We start from the raw sequence: 21,010 nt of genomic DNA, 5'->3' as shown, positions 1-21,010 counted from the left end.
AGCGGCGCCAGGCGCTCCCACTGGGCATCCGTCAGATCACTCCTACACCCCATAGTCGTATCAACGACTCAACTGATCGCCAGGACACTGCCTAGAGGAGCGGACCCACGCGAACGTTGCCTGATGCGGCACTGGCTGGGGCCGTTCCTCCCCCGGTCGGCACCTGGGGCGGGAGCGGCCACCGGGTGGTCGATCGGCAGCGGCCTCGGTGCAAGTGATCTCCACCACAGCCCATGCGGCGGTCGGCCGGCCGGCGGTCTGCGCGCCGGACGTGGGGACCGGCCTGCTCGCGCTGCTCCACTGGGCCGTGCGTGTCCGATCGGAGCCGAAGTGGCATCCGGTGCGCGTAGGCACGGCAGCTGCCCGGCCCGTGCCGGGAGGTTTGCCGCAGCCGGGGTGCGACCTGATCGCCTGCCCGACCCGTGGGTAAGGCCGGGGCCGGTAGCCGAGCGGGTCGGCCGGGTCACCCGACCGGAGGGTCGGCCGATGCGACTGGGGAATGAGATGGATGATTTCCGTGAGGTTCTGAGCGATGAGTTGTCGCTCGAACCGCCGCCGCCCGCGCTGGGCGGGTTGGTCGAGGAGGCCGCCAGGGCCGGGCGGCGTACCCGGAGGCTGCGGAGATGGGCGGCGGTGGCGGGATCGGTCACCGCGGTCGCCGTCGTCGCCACGCTGCTCGGACTGGTGGTGAACCGGGGACCGGCGGGCAGGGGAGCTCCGGTGGCGCTCGATCCGGCCGCGGGCACGACCGCCCCGGCGTCCCCGCGGCCCTCTGTGGCCGCCACCACCCCGGGGGACACTCCGCCGTCCTCCGGAGCCCAGGGGAGCTCCGACCCCACGGTTGCGGCCGCCGGTGCGACCAAACCCCCGGCCGGTTCCGGTGAGGAGAAGGTCCCCGCCACGACCACCGGGCTGCTGGAGCAGTTGCTGCGGCTGCTGCCGCCCGGTCGGACCGGTAACTACGGGGCGAATCCCGGAACCGGTATCTACGCGGGGAATCCCGGAATCGGCAACTACGCGGGGAATCCCGGAACCGGCAACTACGCGGGGAGTCCCGGAGACGCGCCCATGGTGCAGACGTTCCTGACCACACAGGCGGGAACCGGGATCATCCGGGTGAGCGTCTACTACAACACGCGCCCGGTGGACTGCCGTGGCGCGGCGCAATGCCTGACCAGCGCGGCCGGCCACACCGTGCGGGTCACACACATGGCGGGCAACTGCATACAGGACACGGTGGTCGAGGCGGACCACGGTGACGGTACCTCGGTGCAACTCGCCCTCGGGACCTGCCTGAACTTCAAGGACGACGGAAGCCGGCTCGGAGTGCAGGCACTGACGGTCGACCAGGCCGTCGCCATCGCCGGGGATCCCGCCCTGGGCCTCCGGCTGGACCCCGCCGTGGTCAAGGCGGGCGCGGTCCGGTTCGTGGACCTACCCGACATCCCGTAGTACCCGATCCAAGCACCTATCAGCAGCGACCGACCGGCCGCGCTGCGGTTCCGACGTCACCGGGGGCCGCAGCGCCGATATCGTTTCCAAGCCGGTAAGCCGGCCAGAACGGGGGACAGCTCATGCGTGGTGAGCCCGAGTTCATAGCTTTCGCCGAGGCCAACGTGGTGCGCCTGCGGCAGATCGCCTACCTGATGTGCCGTGACTGGCACCTGGCTCAGGACCTCACCCAGAGCACGCTCACCAAGATGTACGTCGCGTGGAACCGGATCGGCCGCAAGGGCCCGGAGGACCCGTTCCACTACGCCCGCAAGGTCCTGCTGAACACCCTCCTGGACCACCGCCGGCTGCGCAGCAGCAGCGAGATCGCCGTGGACCACCTGCCGGACCGGACCGCCGAGAGCGACCCCACCGCCGTACGGCTGACGCTGCTGGACGCGCTCGGGGGGCTGGCCCCGCGCGACCGGGCGATCCTGCTGCTGCGCTACTGGGAGGACCACAGCGTGGAGACGACCGCCGAGATCCTCTCGGTCACCCCGTCCCTGGTGAAGTCGCGCAGCATGCGGGCGCTGGCCGTGCTGCGCGAGCAGCTCGGCAACGAACGCGAGCTGTTCTTCGAGGACTCCGGCCGCGAGAGCGACCTGCGGCTGTGGAGCGCGGCGGCCAGGGCTTGACCGGTGGAGCCGGTCAGCGCGACCTGTGGGAGTCGCGGTGGGCGAGTGCCTCCGCGGCCGTCACCGGGGTGAAGGGCCCACCACCTGCGCGGCATCGCCGCCTCCGGCCGGTCCGGATCGCGCTGACCGCGAAGGGCCGCGCGACCCTTCGCCGCGAACGCCACCCGCCGCTAGGCCCTGGCCGAGTCGTCGACGACCTGCTGGACGACACGGACATCGCGGCACCGGAGACGGTCCGGGCGAAGCTGAAGCGGAAGCCGTCCGTCCGAGCGTGCGGCACGACCCGGGAGCCACCCTGTTCCGGCTCACCTCTTCGCGGGGGTGGAGGAGCTACCCCGGAGCTACCCCTCCGGCAGCCGCCTGAGTGCCAGGATCGCGGTGTCGTCGCTGAGCCGTCCGCGCGTGTGCTCCAGCACCATCCGCTCGACCAGCTTCACCAGCTCGCCGACGGAGAGCGCATCCCGTACGCCAGTGGTCCCGGACAGCCGGGCGAGGACCGGCAGGAACACCCCCTGCCGGTCCCTGGCCTCGCTCACCCCGTCGGTGAACAGCAGCAGACTGTCGGACTTGCCGAACGGCACCCGCACCGCCCGCGGGGCCCCGCCGACCAGTCCGCCCAGGCCCAGCGGCGGGTGGCAGCCCTCGGGGAGCACCCGTACGCCGTCGGGACCGATGGCCAGCGGGCCCTCGTGACCCAGGTTGACCAGCTCGATCCACTCGGGAGCGAGACCGTCCCGCGGCGGGGGGAAGCCCACCAGAACCGCCGTGGCGAACCGCTCGTCGGGACGGCCCATGGCGGCCGAGTAGTCGTTGTTGCGGATCATCCGGCTCTCCAGGCGCTCGGCCACGCTCGCAAGCTCAGGCTCGTGGTAGCCCGCCTCCCGGAAGGTACCGACCAGCGCCGAGGCCGCCGAGACCGCGCCGACGCCCTTGCCCTGCACATCGCCCAGCAGCGCGCGGGCGCCGTAGGGGGTGGCCAGCACCTCGAAGAAGTCGCCCCCGACCCGGGCCTCGCTGTCCGCGGCGAGATAGGCGCCGGCCACGTCGAGACCGCCGGTCCCGGGCGGGATCGGCCGCAGCACCACCTGGCGGGTGGCGTCCGCGGCGTTCTCCACCCGGAGCAGATGGTTCTGGGCGCGGATGCGCAGCCAGGACACCAGTACGGCGACCAGGCCGCCGACGACGACCAGCGCGTGGTCGGTCGGGCCCATCTGGTCGGGGTGCGGCCAGGCGTTGTCGAGCCACGGGTAGCCGAACGCCGCCGCCGCGGCGAACACCGCGGTGACCACCGGACCGCACACGGCCGCCGCGATCCCCGGTACCAGCACGATCCAGGTGACGATCCGGAACTCCCCGGAGGAGTTCCAGTCACCGAGCGCTATGACCGCCAGCAGCACGGTGGGCAGCAGCCAGGAGACATCGCGGCCCCGGAAACTCATGACCGGCTTGACACTGCGCGGGGGCGTCAGCGCCCGCAGGCCCGACGCGCGACGCGGGATGTACCGGTCCTCGGCCGTGTCCATCATTCCTCGCGCTGCTCCTCTTCACCTCCTTTATGGCACATCCACGCCCGGTTTGACCCGCTCCGAACCGAGCTACCGGACCTGAGCCAGATCGAGCTGCCAGCGGAGCTCGCCGTCGTCGCGGCGGCCGGCCGGGCGAAGGCCCAGGGCGGTGGCGACGGCGGCCGAGGCGTGGTGGTCGGGGTGGATGTGCGCGACCACGGCGGTGAGCGGTACGGCCGGGGCGAAGGGCTGTCCGACGAGGCGGTCGAGCAGGGCACGGGCGGCCTCGGTGGCGTAGCCGCGCCCCTGCCACGGTGTGCCGATGACCCAGGCGAGCTCGGCGGTGGAACCGCTGACGGTGGCCTGGACGGCGCCGACCAGCCGGCTCTCCTCGCGCAGCCGCAGCACCCAGTTCAGCCACAGCTCCCCGGGTTCCGGGGAGCCCGCGGTCATCCGCTGGTAGCGCGCGCGCAAGGCCTGCGGACCGTACGGCTCGCCGCCGATGAAGGTGTGCAGCCGAGGATCGCCCAGCACCTCGGCCATCTCCTCGGCGTGCTCCACCCGCAGCGGCAACAGGTCCAGCCGCCCGGTCGGCGGGACGTCGAGCCCGGGCACCGGTGAACGCGCGGCCAGCGAGCGCGCCTCGACGTGGGCCATCCGCTCGGCGAACACCTCGCGGGCCTCGGGGGTGAGGGTGCGCAGCGCCACCAGGGCGGCGAGGACCACGTCGCAGATCTCGTGCTGCACGTCCTCCCAGGAGTGGGTCACGCCCTTGCGCGGATTCTGCCCGGTCGCGCCGATGACCGCCTGCCCGACCTCGCCGACCTCCTCGGAGAGCTTGAGGATGCGCAGCAGCCGTTCGTCCCCCGCCGAGAGCCGGCTCTCACCGTCGAGCCAGCCGACCAGGCGGTCGACGGCGTCCCAGGTACTGCTGTCCATGTCGGCTCCTTCGCGGGCGGGTTCCGCCCCGACGTACGGTCTTCGCCGGCGGGCGCTCACCGATCCGGTCGGGCGCGGCCCGGCGGCTCTGGAGGATGGCCGGACGGCCCGGACCCACCGAAGCCGGCCGCCCGTGCGGCACCGACCCTGCCCGGAACCCGGCCGGGTGGTCCGATGCCCGCCGAACTCCCGTGCCGGACAAATCGGTTGCCGCCCACTGCGGCGAGTGGTCAGACTACCCGGCGTGATCGAGCCACGGGTACTGACCTCGGACGACTGGGAGCTCTGGCGGGAGCTCCGGCTCGCTTCGCTCGTCGAGGCGCCGGAGGCCTTCGGCGCCACGCTCGCGGACTGGCAGGGCGAGGGCGACCGGGAGGAGCACTGGCGCTCGCGGCTGGAGCTTCCCGGCTCGTACAACATCGTCGCCGTCCTGGACGGCACACCCGCGGGGATGGTCAGCGGCGTCCCGACCGAGCAGGACGACATCGCCGAGCTGATCACGATGTGGGTCAGCCCCGGAGCCCGGGGCCGGGGTGTCGGGGACTTCCTGATCCGGGAGGTCGAGCGATGGGCGCGGCGGCGGGGCGTGACCGCCCTTTGGCTGTCGGTGGCACCGGGCAACACCCGTGCCGAGAACCTCTACCGCCGCAACGGCTTCCAGGGCAGCGGAGCGGGCCAGGAGCGGCAGCTGACCGAACCGCTCGCCACCGCCGGCTGAACCCCGAAGTGCCGTCGACCGGGTGGCGGCGTGCGGTCGGCCGCCGGCGGCCCGCCGCGACCCGGTCGGATCGCCCGGAGCGGTAGCCGCACGACGGTACGCCGTGCGGCTACTCGCGCCCCTGCGGCGCGACGGCTGCGGTTGCTGCGGGTGAGGCCGTGACCGCCGTGCGTCGGCGCCGCAGCCAGAACGTCAGCGGGACTGCCGAGGCCACGCCAAGCAGCGCGGGGGACTCGGCGGCGGGTGCGTCGGACGCCGATTGCGCCCGGAGCTGGGGCTGGTTGAAGGTGTCCGGCTCCGGCAGGGTGGCCCAGTGCGAGACCGGCCAGGCCACCACGAAGGCGCGTCCGATGACGTTCTCCTGCGGGACGAAGCCGTCGCCCGCGGCGGTGAGCTGGTGGAAGCGCGAGTCCTCGGAGTTGTCGCGGTGGTCGCCCATCACCCAGAGCTTGCCCTTGGGCACGGTGACCGTCCCGACCGGGTCGTTGTCGCAGGGGGTCGCGCCCGGGTAGAGGTAGGGCTCGTTCAACGCGACGCCGTTGACCGAGACGGGGGAGCCCGCGGTGCACCTGACGGTGTCCCCGCCGACCGCGATGACGCGCTTGATCAGGTCCTTCTCGTCGGCCGACGGCATCAGCCCGACCGCGCTCAGCGCCTTCTGCACGACACCGGCGTGCGGCGTGGGCTCGTTGGCCAGCCAGTCGCCAGGATCCCGGAACACCACCACGTCGCCGCGCGAGGGCGTGGAGCCGAACCAGGGTGTCAGCTTGTCGACCAGGACCCGGTCACCCAGCCGCAGGGTGTTCTCCATCGAGCCGGACGGGATGTAGAAGGCCTGGACGAAGAACGTCTTGATGACGAAGGCCAGTACCAGCGCGATCGCGGCCATGACCGGAATCTCCACCCACATCGGACGCTTCGCACGCTCCTGGGCGCGCGCTGCCCGATTCCGTCCCAGTCTGTGGCCCATGCCGTCCCCCGTGTCCATACCCGTGCCTGCGAGGACGCCCGGTGCGCCCCCACCCCCATTCAACGCACGGTGGTTCCCGGTACCCGGCGGGTCCGGCCCCGGTCAGCGTGCCAGCCGCCCCATCAGGGCGGATGCGGTGCCGATGCCGACGAGCGCGGCGCAGGCCAGCACCGAGAAGTCGAGGGCGAGGTGGGCGGGGGTGCCGAGCAGCAGGCCGCGCAGCGCGTCGACCTCATAGCTGAGCGGATTGCCCTTGCTGATGGCCTGCAGCCAGCCCGGCATCAGCGAGACCGGGTAGAGCGCGTTGGAGGCGAAGAACAGCGGCATGGTGATGGCCTGACCGATGCCCATCAGGCGGTCCCTGGTGAGCACGATCCCGGCGATCGACACCGACAGACAGGCGAAGAATGCCGAGCCCAGCATGACCGCTACGGCGACTCCGGCCAGGTGCAACGGGTTCCAGCTGAACGAGACGCCCAGCACGGCGGCGACCAGCACCACCACGACCGCCTGGATCAGGGCCTTGACCCCGGCGGCGAAGGCCTTGCCGGCGACCAGCGCGGACCGCGGGGTCGGCGTGACCAGCAACTTGGTCAGTACCCCGGAGTCCCGCTCCCAGATGATCATGATCCCGTAGAAGATGGCGATGAACATCGCGGACTGCGCGATGATCCCGGGCGCCAGGTAGTCCACATACGGCACGTCACCGGTCGGGATTGCCCGGATCCGGGTGAAGGTCTCCCCGAAGACCAGCAGCCAGAGCACCGGCTGCACGGCGCGGGTGTAGAGCTCGGTCCGGTCGTGCCGCAGTTTCTGCAGCTCCACCAGGCACATGGCGGCCAGCCGGCCGGCCACCATCCGCCAGCCCCGGCGGGGCCGTGGCGGAGTCAGCAGCAGGCTCTCCTGGAACGACGCGGTGCCGGCCGACCCGGACGTGCCCGGCTCCTGGTCAGCCGACGCGGGACGCGGTGCGGCGGGTACGGCGGACATCTCGGAAGTCGCCTCCGTCCTCGGTGGATTCCCGGCCGTCGAGGCCGCTCCCGGCGTAGTGCCGGAAGACGTCCTCCAGGGTCGGCGCTGTCGGTGGCCCGTCGGTGGCGGCCCCGGTGGACCGCCTCGCGCGGACGAGCCCGGCCCTGAGCTCCTCCGGGGAACCGACGGCCCGGATCCGCCCCCGGTGCATCAGGGCGACCCGGTCGCAGTTCTGCTCCGCCTCGTCCATGTAGTGCGTGGTGACCAGGACCGTCATCCCGGTGGCCACCCTGACCCGGGTGATGTGCTCCCAGACACTGGTACGGGCGATCGGGTCGAGCCCGATCGTCGGTTCGTCCAGGATCAGCAAGCGCGGCGCGCTGACCAGGGCCTGCGCCAGCTCCAGTCGGCGCACCATGCCACCCGAGTACGTGCCCGCGAGCCGGTCGGCCGACTCGGTCAGCCCGACCGCCGCCAGCGCCGCGGCGACCCGGGCGGCGCGCTCACGGCGCGGTACGTCGAAGACCCGGGCGAAGAGCGCGACGTTCTCCCGGCCGGTCAGCCCGCTGTCCGCCGACAACTGCTGTGGCACGTAACCGAGCAGGCGCCGCACGGCCATCCGTTCCCGGGCGCAGTCGTGGCCGAACACCTCGACCATCCCCGGCGGCACCGGCAGCAACGTGGTGATCGCCCGGATCGCGGTGGTCTTGCCCGCGCCGTTGGGGCCGAGCAGTCCGAAGACCTCCCCGGGCCGGACCTCCAGATCCACCCCGTCCACGGCCCGCGTGCTGCCGAAGTAGTAGCGAAGTCCGGTGCAGCGCAGCGCATCCGGCCCGGAGAGGTCCGGCCGCCGGTCGTGCCCGGCAGGCTCTGCCACCGTCATGTCGGGTCTCCCTCCTGCCCGCAGTGGGTCGGTTCGCCGTGCTCCCGTTCGCGGTGCTCCCGATCGCCGTACTCGGTACCGCACTGACCCCGGCCGCACGGGTCCCGGCCGGACGACTCCGGTGCCGCGCACTCCTCCTGGCACAGGCTCTCGGTCAGCCTGCGCAGCGCGGGGAGCGCGGCCGCGAGTGCCGCCCGGTCCTCCTCGGACAGCGCGGCGAAACGCTCCCGGACCAGGTCGCTGCGCAGGGTGTCCCAGGCATGCATCCGGTCCACGGCCGCCGGCGTGACGTACAGCAGCGCCGCCCGGCGGTCCAGCGGGTCGGGCTCGCGGCGCAGCAGCCCGGCCTGGACCAGCTGATTGACCAGCGTGGAGACCGAGTTGCCGGCCAGGAACAGCTCCTCGGCCGCGGCCGAGACCCGGAGGCCGGGCTGGGCCTCCACGAGGCGCATCAGTTCGACCTGAGCGCCCCGAAGCCGCGGCGTGCTCCCGCTGCGGAGCCTTCGCCGCAACACCCGTTGGAAGCCGGCCAACTGCTCGGTGAGTTCGCCGGCGAGGTCCTTCGGCGCCATGTCCACGATTTTAGCTCTGAGTAAGAGCTAACGGCAGGGTGCGTTCGGAGGATCCGACTCGGGGCGTGACACGAACTCCCGGACCGGCTCGGCAGATCGGGCTCAGCCCGTGGCCGATCCGGCGTGGGCATCCGGCGGTGGGGCATCCGGCGGTGGGGATCCGGTGTAGGGGATCCGGCTCAGCCTGCGGCCGATCCGGCGCGGAGGATGGCGGCCTCGACCCCGTCCAGCAGGATGGTGAGCCCGATGTCGAACGTCTCCCTGGCCTCCCGTTCCAGGTAGGGGGTACCGTCGTCGACGGGTTGGACCGCGCCCTCGGTCTCCAGCCGGACCACCGTCGGGAACCGCTCGGCGAAGTCGGGTGCGACCTCCAGCAGCATGGCCGAGCGGGCCGACCACCACTCCGCGTCGCCGACCCCGGTGGCGTTCGCGGCCTGGCGTGACTCGGCGATGGTCTGCGCGGTCGCCCGGACGAGGTGGAACAGTGATCCCACCAGGCGCCGCAGTACCCCGGCGGGCAGGCCGGTCGCGTACAGGATCCGGACCACGGCCTCCAGCACGCCGTACTCGTTCGGTCCGAGCACCGGCCGGGCCTGGGAGACCTGGAGCACCCACGGGTGGCGCAGGTAGAACGCGCAGGCGTCACCGGCCCAGGCCGTCACCGCCGCACGCCAGCCCCGGTCGGGCCCGTGCTCGCCGGTGAGCTCGCCGAGCACCCGGTCGTGCATCAGATCCAGCAGCTCGTTCTTGTTCGCGACATGGGTGTACAGCGCCATCGCCGTGCACCCGAGCCGGTCGCCCACCGCGCGCATGGACAGCGCGGCCATCCCCTCGGCGTCGGCCAGTTCGATCGCCGCGTCCACGATCAGATCCACGCTCAGGCCGGCGCCCCGGCGCGGTTCGGCGGTGCGGTGCGGTTCGGTGGTGCGCCAGAGCAGTGCCATCGAGCGGCCGGCGTCTCCCCGCCCGGCGAAAACGACCAACGCTTGTCTCCTTACGGTGTAAAGTCCATTTCGCGCCTCGCGCTTTACGGCGTAAAGGCTAGCATTCGGCCGGGCTGAGCCCGACGACTTCTGGGGAGTGCCATGGAAGAGCAGCTCGTCTCGTTCCTCACGGTGGCCGCCGTCCGCCGCCTCTCGCCGCACATGGTGCGAATCACCTTCACCGGCAAGGCACTTGGCGACCTTGCGTGCTGGCCGGACCAGCAGCTGAAACTGATCTTCCCGCGGCCCGGGCAGTCCGTTCCACGGCTTCCGGTGCCGGGGAAGGGCAGTGACGCGATGCGCTGGTACCAGGCCTATCTGGCGATTCCCGAAAACGAGCGGCCGTGGCTGCGCAGCTACACCGTCCGCGCTCACCACCCGGACCGGAGCGCGATCGACATCGACTTCGTCCTGCACGGGGATCCGCACCTGGAGTCGTACGAGCAGCCGGGCCGGGCGCCGGACGGCCGCGGTGACGGTCTCGGCCCGGCGACACGCTGGGCGCTCGCCGCGCAGCCCGGCGACGTGATCGGTCGGTACGGTCCGTCGGCCGACTACGCCCGGCCGCTCGGCGCGGCCGATTGGTACCTGCTGGTCGGGGACCAGACGGCACTGCCCGCGATCGCGACCCTGCTGGAGTCGCTGCCCGAGGGCGCCCGCGCGCTGGCCTGGATCGAGGTCGGTGAAGCGGCCGACGAGCAGCGCATCGACAGCCGCGCCGAGGTGAGCCTGCACTGGCTGCACCGGGACGGGACCTTGCCCGGGCGGGGCGGGGCGCTGCTCGAAGCCGTCCGGGGGGCCGAGTTCCCCGCCGGCTCCGCCTTCGCCTGGCTGGCCGGTGAGTCCTCCGAGGTCCGGGCCCTGCGCCGGCACCTGGTGCACGATCGGGGGCTGGGCAAACAGTCGATCGAGTTCACCGGCTATTGGCGGCTGAAGCTGTCCCAGGACGACGCCCCGACCCCGGAGGACCTGGCCGAGGCGCGGGAGCGCCTGGCCCAGGCCCGGGCCGGAGGGGCCGGGGAGGGGTGAGGGCGTCGGAGGGGTTCGGCGCTCAGGTCCCGACGGGCCCGGGTGTCACCTCGTCGGCGCCCTGAACCGCACTCCGCCTCCGATCGAGCCACACGGCCCGGCACACCACCAGCGGGTGGTGCGCCGAGCCGTGTGGTGTGTCGGCCAACTGCGACAGTTAAGTACTACTTATCACGCCCCTGGCGGTTCTTCCCAGCTCAGGGGCCTGACGGACCCTGCGGAGTCAGCAAAATGTCAGCAAGATTCCGAGGAGCACGAACCGAGATCGTCGACAGTGCCGTCGTCTCCGTCCCCAGCGGGACCGAGCCCGACTCAACCGGCTGGCTGATCGTGTCCGGCAGCAGTTTGGCCCGGCCTGCCGGAATCGACCACGGGTCTTGGCCACGCCTCGGTGGCGCAGACGTAGGCCGTGGGTGCGAGCTGTCGCGGAGACGGCTCGGCACCCGCTGGAGAGCGATGGCAGGAAACGGCCCGCATGTCGGTGGCCGCATGATGGAACCTCGCTGCGGCTGCTACCTGCCGGAACAGCAAAAAGGCCGCCCCCGCATCTCTGCGGAAACGGCCTACGCCCTGCGTAAACACTGGTCTGAACGACAGGATTTGCACCTGCGCCCCCGGCCCCTACGTGGCCCCGCTATCTCCCAGCCGAAAGGCTGGGCTGGAATTTCGCGATCACGAGTCGCAGAATCAGGGCTCCTGCCTTACCGAGCTGCATATTCGCCTCCTCGCGATCGACTTTCCGGTAACTTCTCCCGGCACATTCCAGGCTACTCCCCAAAACGCGTATTCGGGACCTCCGGGTTCACAAATACCGCCGTATGAGCTCACCCCCGCGGCTGCCTGTCCCGATCGGGCCGCCGGGGACAGACGCGGGGCCGTGCGGCTCCTGATGCGGCCGTCGCTCGCGTCACGCTTTTCCGTTGGTCGGCTGCAGGGGCCACCCGAACACCTTGCCCGCCTCGGCTATGAGCCGCACCATGGGCCGCATCCCACAGTTACGAGATCCATCCGGGCTCGGGTGTCGCGAGGTGAGAGCCGGTGCGACGCTGGGACGGAGAAAACGTCGGTGAGACGCCCGCGGATCTACGTCGAAGCAAGACAGGGAAGCCGGACGAGGAAAAGGCTGCCGCGGGGAACTGAGGTACCCATGGCGGAATTCGCACGGGAGAACCGCAAGGCTGTGGTGGACCGGCCCGAAGGATTCGGTGAGCGGCTGCTGGGGCGGCTGCTGAACCGGGCTCATGAGCTGCCGCCCCAGCTCATCGCTCCGCTGGTGGCGGAGGAGGTGCGCGCGATCGGTGGCCGGGATATCTCGATCCTCCTTCAGGACTACGGCCAACTCATGCTGGTACCGCCGGCTGGACATCGCAACGGGCCACCTGCAATGGGTCAACGCGGGCCACCCTGCCCCGCTGCTGATCCGCGACCACCGGGTCATCCAGACCTTGGACTTCCTGGTCGAGTGGCGCGGCGGCACCGCCGATCACCTCGCCAACCCGGACTTGTAGACGGCCTGCTCCAGTTACTGTCGGGGGGGCTACTCAGCCGACCCCGCAGCAAGTGCCTGGCAGAACATGTTCGTCGAACAGTTGTGAGAGCTCGACTACGGCCAATCCGCCCTCGCGTGGGGAGTCTCCACGGCCTGCCGCCCCTCCCAGACTTCCACTTCGATCTTCTTCGGGGAGCTGTCACGAAGCGACTTCGCGAAGTAGCCGCACAGGTTGTCGGCGACGTCCTGGGCGCTGTCGTCGCTGTGGAAGGGGTAGGGCACAGGAAGGCCGTCCTGGCCGGTCCTGCGGCCGTGCTGGTCGGTCACGTACAGGAGCCACGTGTATTCCGGCATGCGGCTCACCTCCTTCGGATCCCCTTCTCGACCGTAACCCTGAGCGGTCCCCTGGCGCGCGGGCTGTGACCGCCTGCGAGGCCTGTTCCGGGTCCCGCACCACGACCACCGGGCAACTCACGTGCGCGATCAACGAGACGGCCACCGAGCCGGCGGTGAACAGTTCCCGGGCCGGGGACAGCCGACGCGAGCCCAGGACGAGCAGCCCCCCGGGCCTGTGTGCGCAGGACTTCGGCCGGCTCCCCCGTCCACCAGCCGGACCGATCCTGGCAAGTCCGGGTGGCGCTCGCCGACGAAGCGTGCCGCCTCGCTCAGTACGTGCTCGCCGACCGCCCGTTGCGGCCAGGCCAGCTCCTCCCGGTCGGGTCGCAACGGCCAGACGGCCGCGCGGGCCAATGACCGGCTGGCCAGCAGCAACCGCACCGGCAGGCCACGGCGGTGCGCCTCGTCGGAGGCCCAGGCGAGCACCAGGTGGCTGGGGTGCTCAGGGGCGATGCCGACCACGACCGGGGGCCGTCCGTCAGAAGTCATCGTCATGTCCCTTCGGACTGCTGGAGACCCGGCCCGTCACCGTGCTATCGAGGTGAGCGCGCGTGGTCGGCAGGGGCGAAGTGATGGACGTGTGCGCCCGGGCCGGAGAACACCAGGGTGGTCCGTCCGCCGTCCGACCGGCGCACGTCGTACGGTGGGCTGCCGTCCGCGTGGTGCACCGCGACGATCTCACCGTCCCGGCGCGGCTCGCCGCTGGTGGGGCTCTCCACGATGAGCCGGTATCCCCCACCCGCTCTCATCACGTTCTCCTTCCGCCCGAAGGGTTTTGTCCGCCCGGCATCCGCGAGCCTCCCCAGGCGCGGATCACACATCCGCTGGTCCTCTTGGGGCCAGCCGTATCCAGCCGCCGCGGTGTCCACCGGCTCAGGGCGCCGTGCCGGCGTGGCGGGCTGCCCGATCGCGTCGGCCCTCGACGTGCCCTGTCGCGTCATGGACCTGAGCACCGAATCACCCGGCTCCCGAAGCTCGTTGCCCAGTTCGCGCTCGGTGTCGCCGGGTCGGCCTGGCATGTTGTCGAACGTGGCTCCTTCTTGCGCTCCCGCCCGGACCGGCGCGGGCTTTCCGGGTGCCGCTGCCCGTGTCTTCATGATCGGGCCTCCCGCGCATCGGGCCAACGTGGGCGCCCCGACACGCGAGCAGTACACCGCCCGGGCCCGCCCTGCATAACACTGTGTGGCATGTCGAATACCGATCGGGATGACGGCGGTGGAGTACAGCAAGGCGGCGCGCCCAGCCCCGATGCCCTGCTGCCGACCCTCGACGAGGAGCAGCTAGGGGTGTTGCGTTGGGTGGGGCGTGAGTGGGGCCGGGTGTCGGGGGATCCGGAGGCGTGGCGCCGTGCGCTGCCCGTGGATCCGGATCTCGGTCGTTATCCCGCTCCTTCGGAGATCCTGCCGGTCCGTTTCGGTCGTTTCGTGCGGGTCTCCCCGGTTGGGGGACAGCCGTCGGGCGTGGAGGCGACCGGCGAGGACACGCGACCTTCCCGGCTCGGCCGGGTCGGTTCCGGGGTGCGGCACGTGCTGCTGGGGGCACCGTTGAGGAGCACCGCGATCGCGTATGAGCGGATGCGCAAGGTGGTGGCGTTGCCGGTGCTCTCCGCCGACGCGCTCTCCTCGGTCGCGTACGGTCCCGAGGCGATGCTGGCAGTCCTCGTCCTGGGAGGTGCCTCCGCATTGAGCTATTCGGTGCCGGTTGCCGCAACGATCGTGTTCCTGATGCTCGCGGTCGGGATGTCGTACCGTCAGACGATCCGTGCCTACCCGCACGGCGGCGGCTCGTACATCGTCGCCACCGCCAACCTGGGCCGCGTTCCCGGGCTGGCGGCCGCGGCCGGTCTGATGACCGACTACATCCTCACGGTCGCGGTCTCGGTCGCCTCCGGGATGGCGGCGGTCACCTCGGCGATCCCCTCACTCGAACCCGACATCGTTGCGATCGGCGTTGTCGTGATCGCCGTGCTGCTCGCCGGGAACCTGCGGGGTGTGCGTCAGGCGGGTGTGCTGTTCGCCGCACCGACGTACGCCTTCGTCCTCGCGGTCTTCGTCCTGGTCGCCCTGGGTCTGTTCGACGCGGCCGACCGTGGCTTCCAGCCTGTTGCGGCACCGCGGCTGACGGCGACCGAGGGCGTCGACGTGCTGCTGGTGCTGCGCGCTTTCGCCTCCGGTTCGACGGCGATGACCGGCATCGAGGCGATCTCCAACGCGGTACCGGCCTTCCGGCCGACCGAATGGCGCAATGCCCGCACGACACTGACCTGGATGGTCGGTCTGCTCATCGCGCTGTTCGCGGGCACCATCGCTCTGGTCCATCTCGACGGCGTCGTGCCCTCGGCGAAGGAGACGGTGCTGTCGCAGCTCGCCCATCGCGCCTTCGGCCCGGGCTTCCTGTACGTCTTCACGCAGGCGGCCACGGCGGCGATCCTGCTGCTCGCGGCGAACACCGCCTACAACGACTTCCCCCGAGTCCTGTTCCTGCTGGCGCGTGACAACCAGGCACCGCGGATCTTCCTGCGGTTGGGCGACCGGCTGGCCTTCAGCAACGGGATCATCCTGCTCTCGGTCGCAGCGGCCGCGATCTACGCGGCGTTCGACGGCAGGACCGCACCGCTGATCCCGCTGTACGCCGTCGGCGTCTTCCTCGCCTTCACGCTGTCGCAGGCCGGCATGGTCGTCCACTGGTGGCGCCTGCGCGACCGCCACTGGCGCAAGAGCCTGGCCTTCAACGCCACCGGCGCCCTGCTCTCGGCGATCGTCTTCATCACCGCCGGAGTCACCAAGTTCACCGAAGGCGCCTGGTTCGCCGTGCTCGTGGTGGGACTGTTCATCCTGGTGACGACACGAATCCGGCACCACTACGACGTGGTCGGCAAAGCGCTTGAACTGCATCCGCACGCAGTCGAAGTCCCCAGCCGTACCATCACACCGCCGCGCTCGGAGGACGGCGCGAAGCGAACCAACGCACAGACGTCGAGCCCCGAGCCCGAGGCGCCAACCGAGGCCCAGTCAGAAGCGGAGACCGAGGAGACTCCCGAGGAGATCCACCCGCTGTCGATCGTGCCGATCGCCACGCTGGACCTGGCCGGCATGCGTGCGCTGGCCTACGCGGCCTCACTCCAGCAGCCCGTCCTCGCGCTCCACATCAGCCCCAGCGAGGACGAGGCCCAACGCTTCCGCGAGTACTGGCGTGAGTGGGGCGACCACCTACCGCTGAAGATCGTGGTCTCCCCCTATCGCACGATCGTCGCTCCGCTGGTCAACTACATCGAGTCACTGCACCATCAGCGCCCGGACCTCACTCTGACCGTCATCCTCCCGGAGATCGTCGTCCGGCACTGGCGGCACCGCCTCCTGCACAACCGACTCGCGGCTCGGTTGCGACGGGCACTCCGACCCCTGCCGAAGATCGTCGTCACGACCGTCCCGTTCCACGTGTAGCACAGCGCGAAAGCAGCCCGACGCGTCCAACCCGAGCGCCTTGCCCACCGCGGATGGGGACGACAGTGCCGCAGAGCGGGAGTTCCGCTCCGACTTGAGCTCCTGCCGTCGGCTGTCCTGCCGGCCAATGACCCGGGTGAGGCCGACAGGCGCGCAGAGATCGCCCGGATGCGCGCCGCCGCACGGCCCGCACCTACATAGCCCGGCGCCTCGCATGACCGGATCCGTCCCTGGGGGAGGAACGTCCGACAGGAGTGGCGCGGCAGGGTGTGCAGGCCCGTCCTGCTGGCTGAGACTGGTCGCGTTACTCGCGTGACCACTCGGTTTCGGCCTGGGGCTCGCCGACCGAGGGTCGCCCCTCCCAGGCTCGGACTGTGATCGCCCGGGGGCCGGGAGCGGGAGTGGACAGCGTGCGCACGAACACGTCCCGCAGGTGGTTCGCCACCTGCGGGGGCGGTCCGTCGTATTCCAGCGGGTTCGGCATGGGAGCGCCGTCCTGTTGGGACCAGTGGCCGTCGTCATCCTGGGTCTCGAGATTCCACCGGTAGTGCCGAATCCTGGCCTCCTGTGACGACGACCCTGTTCCAGAACACGACGGTATGGGCCTGACCAGCTGCTGGCGACCGGTGGACTTCCGCCCTCGCCACAGGGCGCGGCGGTGGCCCGGTGGGACGATGGGAGGTGCTCACCGAAGTCGGAGGTTGCTGGTGTTCGAGGCGGGTGACATCCGGGAATGGCGCGGCCACGACGTGGTCGATGTCGATCGCCACAGGATCGGCACGCTGGAGTCCGTCTACGTGGACACCGCGACCGACCAGCCATCGTTCGCCACCGTCACGGTCGGGCTGCCCGCGCGCCGCCGCCTGGTGTTCGTCCCCCTCGCCGATGCGAGGGTCGGACCGGGCTACCTGCAGGTCGCCCACCCCAGGAGCCGGGTCAAGAAGGCTCCGGCGATCGACACCGACGGCGAGCTGCCGGCCGAGGACGAGGCGGCCGTCTTCACCCACTACAAGCTGGACTACGCGCCGGGCGCGGGCGGCGAACGGCGCCTGGCACGCCGGTAGGACCGGCAGATCCCGGAGGAGGTCGAGGATGGCACTGGTGCTGTTCCTGATCATCGTGGCAATCCTGCTCGGCATCGTCGGAGTCGTCGCCAAGGGCCTTCTCTACCTGCTGTTCATCGGCGTGGCCGTGCTCGTGCTCGCCGTGGTCATCTCCGCCGTCAGGTTCCGGCGCGGAGGCCGCTCCGCCAACCGCTGACACATCCGGTACACCCGCCATGCGGCGCGCGGCGGGTGTACCGGTGCGGCTGCGGATCAGTACTCGGAACCACTTCGTCGGCAGGTGCCCCGCGACCTGGAGCCACGCGGCAGCTGAAGTACGCCTCGACCACATGCGGAGTGTCTTCGAAGACGCGCAGGATCCGCAGCGCTCCGCTCGAGTGCAGGTCGTACTCATACGTGACGCCGTCGGCTTTGTCCTGGTACTGCATGTCCAGCGGCCCCTTGGACGGTTCTGCCGGTGGCCGGGCCGACCGGTTCAGCGGCCCCTTGGACGGTTCTGCCGGTGGCCGGGCCGGCCGGTTCAGCGGCCGCGAGGATCAGGAATGCAGGTGCAGGTGCCAGCCGGACCGGATGAGGCCGGGGGCGACGCCGATGGCGTGCTGGTGTGCCGAGGCGGTAAAAGGGCGGCCCACCATCAGCGCCCCGGACCTCGCCATAACCGTCATCTCCCCGAAGATCGTCGTACGACACTGGTGGCACCGCCTCCCATACCGGGCCATTCTTCATCGCGGACCGCCAAATCCTCTCCCCACAAGGGAAATTGACGCAACGTCATCGACGACCTGGCGTGTACATCAGGGAGACCCGAGGCGTCCGGCGGCAAATCGGGTTTGGGCGGCTTCGGCAAGACCGGTGTCCTGCCCATGCCGGCGCCAGGGCGTTCACGAGGTATCGGCTTCATGGACAGTCCCACGCTCGCCAGGGGCCCTTGGCTGCGACTACTTTGGAAGAAGTCGCCGTCGGCGACGTGCGGATTCGTCTGCGGTGCCCCGGCGGCGGCACCGGGTAGTCCACAACGAGCCCGAGGCAGGTACTCGACATGACCGCGACCTTCGATCCCGCCGCCTCCCAGCCACCGGGGCCCGAACCGCCGGTCCGACTCTCGCTGACACCCGGCAGCGCCACCCCGGGCCGCCTGGACGGCGCCTGGTGGCCCCGCTCGCACGACCTCCTTCGTGAACTTCCCCCGCTGGCGACAGCACTGGACCCCAAGTGGGGGAAGATCACCCGTGTCACCGTGAACCCGACGCACTGGCCGGTCATCCCCCGGCGCGTCCCGGTCGCAGGCCACGTCATCCACGTCGGATGGTTCGAACAGGAACAGGACGCGGACGAGGTCATCGTGTGCTCCTTCATCCCCCTGCGCCTGGAGCTCCTGGTGATCCCCCCGGAAACCGATGCGGCCACCGCCGAGCAGCTGATGACAGCAGCCGCCGACCCCGCCAACACCCACACCGGCACCGACCTCCTGACAGCCGCTGGCGTGCCGACCGCAGACCACCCGACGGCTGGCGGATGACACCGTTCACCGGCCCATGACGCCACACCGCTCACCGCCTCCCCCGACTCACGTCGTGCCGGGCTAGGGCAGCGGTGGTTCTGTACGAGGCGGGGGCGCTCCTTTCGGCCCGTGCCGAGACTGGTGCCGCCCGGTCCTGTCCGGGACATCGGGACGAGAACGACCGGGCACCGGCTGTCATCCCCTACCTGCTGCCGCGATCAACCATCTCCGACTGTTCGGCGGACTCCTCAACGAATACCGTGCCCCCGACCAGGCCGCCCCACTAATACTTCAGTGCGACTTCGTGATCTATCCAGTCGCGGGGTCGGCGAGTCGCCGCCGGTAGTGACTGCGGCGGGCGGTGGCTTGGTGGCGTCTGCGCCAGGTTGACCAGTGCAGCAGCCTGGGCGGGGATGTACTGGGCGGGTTCAGCAGGGCGCCGAGCAGGTGGCGGATCTCCGGAGTGGTCAGGTCGATCGGGTCGGTGCTGCGGGGATGCCGGTTCGGCTGTGCGGTCCTGGTCGGCGTCGCGTCGGCGGTGAGCACGGTCAGGAAGGCCCGCGCCAGCATGGCCAGGGTGATGTGCCGGTGCCAGGCGGTCCAGTGGCGGACCTGGTAGTGGTCCAGGCCGACCTGGCCTTTCGCTGCTTGGAAGGACTCCTCGATGCACCACCTGGTCCCGGCCACGCGGACCAGCTCGGACAGCGGCACTCGCCTGGGGGACCAGCACAGGTAGAAGGCGAGTTCGTCGCTGTTCGGGTTGCGGCGGATCAGCAGGTGTCGGTGCCGGTCGGCGCTGATCTCGATCCAGGCCCAGTCGTAGTAGCGGGGCCCCTTCGCCCCGGCTCCGACGCTCTGCCGGTGCCAGGCCGAGGGCAGCAGGTGCTCGGCGATGGTATCCGCGCGAACAGCGACTCGCCCCTGGTTGATCCGTACTCGCGTGCTGCAGGCGACGGCCAGGACATAGCCGACCCGGCGGGACTCCAACAGGGCACGCAGGCCGGGGTCTTGGCCATATGCCTCGTCGCCAGTCACCCAGGACGCGTCGATCCCGGCGTCCAACGCTGACGTGATCATCTGCCCGGCCAGCGTGGGCTTGGTCGAGAACTCGACATGGCCGGGCACCCCGGCACGCGTGCGACGCTCGCCGTCCTGGCACCACGATGTGTCGGGCAGGTAGAGCCGACGGTCGATCAACGCCCTGCCTCTGCTGGAGGCATAAGCGAGGAAGACGCCGACCTGGCTGTTCTCGATCCGTCCTGCAGTCCCGGTGTGTACTGCCGTTGCACGCCTGCCGAGGCGGTGCCCTTCTTCAGGAACCCTGTCTCGTCGACGATCAGGACGCCGTCGGCGGCACCGAGATGTTCGAGGACGTAGGCGCGGATGTCGTCGCGGACCGCGTCGGCGTCCCAGCGGGCGATTCGCAGCAGCCGCTGCATCGGCCCGGGGCGGTGGCCGGCCTGTTCGGCCGGCCGCCAGCAGTTCTTCCGCTCGATGCCGGACAGCAGTCCGAGCACGAAGGCGCGGGCCGTGGCACGCGGCTCCACTCGTTTGAACCGGCCCGCGATCCGGGCCATGGCCTGTTCGAACATCGCCCGCCAGTGGGCAACGTCTATGCTGTGGCCCGCGGCCACCGCACGATCTTCAGGAGTCGACACAACCCTTGATGATCACGCGGTGGCCGTTCCAGTTCTCACACGGGGGTCGTGTGCCGCAGGATGCGCTCGATATCCCACGCATGATGGTGCCCGTCGTGGGCGTTGTTGCGCGCGACATCCTCGGCGCGCTGAACTCCGCGGGTGGCATGCTGCAGCACGGTCCCCTCCTCCAGCGCGGAAGTCACCGATGCAGCCCGGGCATCGACCGCGTGTTCCAGCGACCACAGCGCCGCAGTGGGAGCGATCTCGTTGTAGTGGCGGGCCCGCGCGACAAGGTCCGGGTCGTAGCCGGGTACGTCAACCGCCCCGGACAGCCGGGCTCCGGCAAGCCGTTCAGCCCAGTTCCGCAGGTTGTCAGTCACGTGGCTGACGTACGCTGCGGGCGTCCACGACAGACCCGGGTGACGTTCGAATCCCGTGCGCCCGGCCAGAAGCGCGCGGAAGCGAGTCGGCAGCTCCTCCACGACCCGAATCGCTTCCCCCGGGGTCACCGACCACTCGAAGCCGCAACCGCCGCACGGGTCCCCATACAGACTTGCGCCCGATCTCTCCATGGGCTTCAACCGTACTAGTCCTAGTGGGCTTGATTCGCTTTGACGGACACCCCTGATCAGGGGCTTCGGTCCCGGTAAGGATGATGTCCATCATGGAGAGCATGGGGAAGAAGCCGCGCCCTCGCCGCTCGTTCACGTCGGAGTTCAAGGCCGAGATCGTCGAGCTGTGCCGGCGCGGTGACCGCTCGGTCGGTCAGGTCGCCAAGGA

The 21,010-nt window shown here is 70.7% G+C and carries 19 protein-coding genes and 4 pseudogenes; 10 read left to right on the top strand and 13 right to left on the bottom strand.

The window, feature by feature from the left end; translation table 11 throughout:
• Positions 1-504 precede the first annotated feature (504 nt).
• The gene (locus ACWDAK_RS36955; protein WP_344639349.1) at positions 505-1,452 is read left to right on the top strand and encodes a hypothetical protein; all 948 of its coding nucleotides are present in this window, start codon (positions 505-507) and stop codon (positions 1,450-1,452) included.
• Between the two features lie 122 nt (positions 1,453-1,574).
• On the top strand, positions 1,575-2,126 hold the full coding sequence (locus tag ACWDAK_RS36950) for a SigE family RNA polymerase sigma factor (protein ID WP_344639348.1): 552 nt from the start codon (positions 1,575-1,577) through the stop codon (positions 2,124-2,126).
• A gap of 341 nt (positions 2,127-2,467) precedes the next feature.
• On the opposite strand, the gene ACWDAK_RS36945 is transcribed toward ACWDAK_RS36950, so the two are convergent.
• Positions 2,468-3,652: a PP2C family protein-serine/threonine phosphatase gene (locus ACWDAK_RS36945; RefSeq protein WP_427395947.1), complete on the bottom strand. Its 1,185-nt coding sequence runs from the start codon at positions 3,650-3,652 to the stop codon at positions 2,468-2,470.
• Positions 3,653-3,721: 69 nt separating this feature from the next.
• Entirely contained in the window at positions 3,722-4,570 is an 849-nt protein-coding gene (locus ACWDAK_RS36940; protein ID WP_427395946.1) for a GNAT family N-acetyltransferase, read from the bottom strand.
• Between the two features lie 244 nt (positions 4,571-4,814).
• Between ACWDAK_RS36940 and ACWDAK_RS36935 the strand changes: the two genes are divergently transcribed.
• The gene (locus ACWDAK_RS36935) at positions 4,815-5,288 is read left to right on the top strand and encodes a GNAT family N-acetyltransferase (protein WP_427395945.1); all 474 of its coding nucleotides are present in this window, start codon (positions 4,815-4,817) and stop codon (positions 5,286-5,288) included.
• A 109-nt stretch (positions 5,289-5,397) separates the two neighbouring features.
• Here the strand turns inward: ACWDAK_RS36935 and lepB are convergent, their stop codons facing one another.
• The 5 genes from lepB to ACWDAK_RS36910 form a co-directional block, all read right to left on the bottom strand.
• Positions 5,398-6,177: a signal peptidase I gene (gene lepB, locus ACWDAK_RS36930; protein ID WP_427395944.1), complete on the bottom strand. Its 780-nt coding sequence runs from the start codon at positions 6,175-6,177 to the stop codon at positions 5,398-5,400.
• A gap of 183 nt (positions 6,178-6,360) precedes the next feature.
• Complete coding sequence (locus ACWDAK_RS36925; protein WP_427395943.1) at positions 6,361-7,248, bottom strand: ABC transporter permease; 888 nt, start codon at positions 7,246-7,248, stop codon at positions 6,361-6,363.
• Positions 7,208-8,113 (bottom strand): ABC transporter ATP-binding protein, encoded by a 906-nt coding sequence (locus tag ACWDAK_RS36920; RefSeq protein ID WP_344639343.1) that lies wholly within the window; start codon positions 8,111-8,113, stop codon positions 7,208-7,210. The genes ACWDAK_RS36925 and ACWDAK_RS36920 overlap by 41 nt, the downstream gene beginning before the upstream one ends.
• A complete protein-coding gene (locus tag ACWDAK_RS36915; RefSeq protein WP_427395942.1) occupies positions 8,110-8,685 on the bottom strand; it encodes a MarR family winged helix-turn-helix transcriptional regulator in 576 nt (191 codons plus the stop codon). Before ACWDAK_RS36915 ends, ACWDAK_RS36920 begins: the two co-directional genes overlap by 4 nt.
• Positions 8,686-8,864: 179 nt before the next feature.
• Positions 8,865-9,668: a TetR/AcrR family transcriptional regulator gene (locus tag ACWDAK_RS36910; RefSeq protein ID WP_344639341.1), complete on the bottom strand. Its 804-nt coding sequence runs from the start codon at positions 9,666-9,668 to the stop codon at positions 8,865-8,867.
• Between the two features lie 102 nt (positions 9,669-9,770).
• Here ACWDAK_RS36910 and ACWDAK_RS36905 point away from each other — a divergent pair, with 102 nt between their 5' ends.
• From ACWDAK_RS36905 to ACWDAK_RS36895, 3 genes and pseudogenes are all read left to right on the top strand, one after another.
• Positions 9,771-10,697: a siderophore-interacting protein gene (locus ACWDAK_RS36905; protein ID WP_427395941.1), complete on the top strand. Its 927-nt coding sequence runs from the start codon at positions 9,771-9,773 to the stop codon at positions 10,695-10,697.
• A gap of 1,147 nt (positions 10,698-11,844) precedes the next feature.
• Positions 11,845-12,066: pseudogene (locus tag ACWDAK_RS36900) on the top strand (serine/threonine-protein phosphatase); the annotation flags it as partial.
• On the top strand, positions 11,996-12,205 hold the full coding sequence (locus tag ACWDAK_RS36895; RefSeq protein ID WP_344639339.1) for a SpoIIE family protein phosphatase: 210 nt from the start codon (positions 11,996-11,998) through the stop codon (positions 12,203-12,205). The pseudogene ACWDAK_RS36900 and the gene ACWDAK_RS36895, both read left to right, overlap by 71 nt.
• 95 nt (positions 12,206-12,300) lie before the next feature.
• Here the strand turns inward: ACWDAK_RS36895 and ACWDAK_RS36890 are convergent, their stop codons facing one another.
• From ACWDAK_RS36890 to ACWDAK_RS36880, 3 genes and pseudogenes are all read right to left on the bottom strand, one after another.
• Positions 12,301-12,540 carry a hypothetical protein gene (locus tag ACWDAK_RS36890; RefSeq protein WP_344639338.1) on the bottom strand — a complete coding sequence of 80 codons (240 nt, stop codon included), beginning with the start codon at positions 12,538-12,540 and terminating at the stop codon, positions 12,301-12,303.
• Between the two features lie 106 nt (positions 12,541-12,646).
• A pseudogene (locus tag ACWDAK_RS36885) lies at positions 12,647-12,736 on the bottom strand (universal stress protein); the annotation flags it as partial.
• Positions 12,737-13,151: 415 nt separating this feature from the next.
• Positions 13,152-13,331, bottom strand: a pseudogene (locus ACWDAK_RS36880) (DUF1918 domain-containing protein); the annotation flags it as partial.
• Positions 13,332-13,769: 438 nt separating this feature from the next.
• Here ACWDAK_RS36880 and ACWDAK_RS36875 point away from each other — a divergent pair.
• Positions 13,770-16,025, top strand: a complete 2,256-nt coding sequence (locus ACWDAK_RS36875; protein ID WP_427395940.1) for an APC family permease — start codon at positions 13,770-13,772, stop codon at positions 16,023-16,025.
• Positions 16,026-16,329: 304 nt separating this feature from the next.
• Here ACWDAK_RS36875 and ACWDAK_RS36870 read toward each other — a convergent pair whose 3' ends face one another.
• The gene (locus ACWDAK_RS36870; RefSeq protein ID WP_344639336.1) at positions 16,330-16,509 is read right to left on the bottom strand and encodes a hypothetical protein; all 180 of its coding nucleotides are present in this window, start codon (positions 16,507-16,509) and stop codon (positions 16,330-16,332) included.
• Positions 16,510-16,732: 223 nt separating this feature from the next.
• Here ACWDAK_RS36870 and ACWDAK_RS36865 point away from each other — a divergent pair, with 223 nt between their 5' ends.
• The 3 genes from ACWDAK_RS36865 to ACWDAK_RS36855 all read left to right on the top strand — a co-directional run bounded on the left by ACWDAK_RS36865 (position 16,733) and on the right by ACWDAK_RS36855 (position 18,608).
• Complete coding sequence (locus ACWDAK_RS36865; protein ID WP_427395939.1) at positions 16,733-17,089, top strand: PRC-barrel domain-containing protein; 357 nt, start codon at positions 16,733-16,735, stop codon at positions 17,087-17,089.
• A 28-nt stretch (positions 17,090-17,117) separates the two neighbouring features.
• Entirely contained in the window at positions 17,118-17,285 is a 168-nt protein-coding gene (locus tag ACWDAK_RS36860; RefSeq protein WP_427395938.1) for a hypothetical protein, read from the top strand.
• 843 nt (positions 17,286-18,128) lie between these two features.
• Complete coding sequence (locus ACWDAK_RS36855; protein ID WP_344639332.1) at positions 18,129-18,608, top strand: DUF5994 family protein; 480 nt, start codon at positions 18,129-18,131, stop codon at positions 18,606-18,608.
• A 265-nt stretch (positions 18,609-18,873) separates the two neighbouring features.
• Here ACWDAK_RS36855 and ACWDAK_RS36850 read toward each other — a convergent pair.
• Positions 18,874-20,182: pseudogene (locus ACWDAK_RS36850) on the bottom strand (IS701 family transposase).
• A 101-nt stretch (positions 20,183-20,283) separates the two neighbouring features.
• Entirely contained in the window at positions 20,284-20,712 is a 429-nt protein-coding gene (locus ACWDAK_RS36845) for a hypothetical protein (RefSeq protein ID WP_344639331.1), read from the bottom strand.
• Positions 20,713-21,010: the final 298 nt, after the last annotated feature.

It is taken from the genome of Kitasatospora sp. NPDC001175 (assembly GCF_053598215.1).
Note: the sequence above shows the minus strand (reverse complement) of the source record. Positions and strands in the feature narration are given on the sequence as shown.

Excerpts from the sequence above, each read along its gene's own strand:
- ACWDAK_RS36955 (WP_344639349.1), top strand. The coding sequence starts at position 505 with ATGGATGATTTCCGTGAGGTTCTGAGCGATGAGTTGTCGCTCGAACCG.
- ACWDAK_RS36950 (WP_344639348.1), top strand. The coding sequence starts at position 1,575 with ATGCGTGGTGAGCCCGAGTTCATAGCTTTCGCCGAGGCCAACGTGGTG.
- ACWDAK_RS36945 (WP_427395947.1), bottom strand. The coding sequence starts at position 3,652 with ATGATGGACACGGCCGAGGACCGGTACATCCCGCGTCGCGCGTCGGGC.
- ACWDAK_RS36940 (WP_427395946.1), bottom strand. The coding sequence starts at position 4,570 with ATGGACAGCAGTACCTGGGACGCCGTCGACCGCCTGGTCGGCTGGCTC.
- lepB (WP_427395944.1), bottom strand. The coding sequence starts at position 6,177 with ATGGCCGCGATCGCGCTGGTACTGGCCTTCGTCATCAAGACGTTCTTC.
- ACWDAK_RS36925 (WP_427395943.1), bottom strand. The coding sequence starts at position 7,248 with ATGTCCGCCGTACCCGCCGCACCGCGTCCCGCGTCGGCTGACCAGGAG.
- ACWDAK_RS36920 (WP_344639343.1), bottom strand. The coding sequence starts at position 8,113 with ATGACGGTGGCAGAGCCTGCCGGGCACGACCGGCGGCCGGACCTCTCC.
- ACWDAK_RS36915 (WP_427395942.1), bottom strand. The coding sequence starts at position 8,685 with ATGGCGCCGAAGGACCTCGCCGGCGAACTCACCGAGCAGTTGGCCGGC.
- ACWDAK_RS36905 (WP_427395941.1), top strand. The coding sequence starts at position 9,771 with ATGGAAGAGCAGCTCGTCTCGTTCCTCACGGTGGCCGCCGTCCGCCGC.
- ACWDAK_RS36890 (WP_344639338.1), bottom strand. The coding sequence starts at position 12,540 with ATGCCGGAATACACGTGGCTCCTGTACGTGACCGACCAGCACGGCCGC.
- ACWDAK_RS36875 (WP_427395940.1), top strand. The coding sequence starts at position 13,770 with ATGTCGAATACCGATCGGGATGACGGCGGTGGAGTACAGCAAGGCGGC.
- ACWDAK_RS36870 (WP_344639336.1), bottom strand. The coding sequence starts at position 16,509 with ATGCCGAACCCGCTGGAATACGACGGACCGCCCCCGCAGGTGGCGAAC.
- ACWDAK_RS36860 (WP_427395938.1), top strand. The coding sequence starts at position 17,118 with ATGGCACTGGTGCTGTTCCTGATCATCGTGGCAATCCTGCTCGGCATC.
- ACWDAK_RS36855 (WP_344639332.1), top strand. The coding sequence starts at position 18,129 with ATGACCGCGACCTTCGATCCCGCCGCCTCCCAGCCACCGGGGCCCGAA.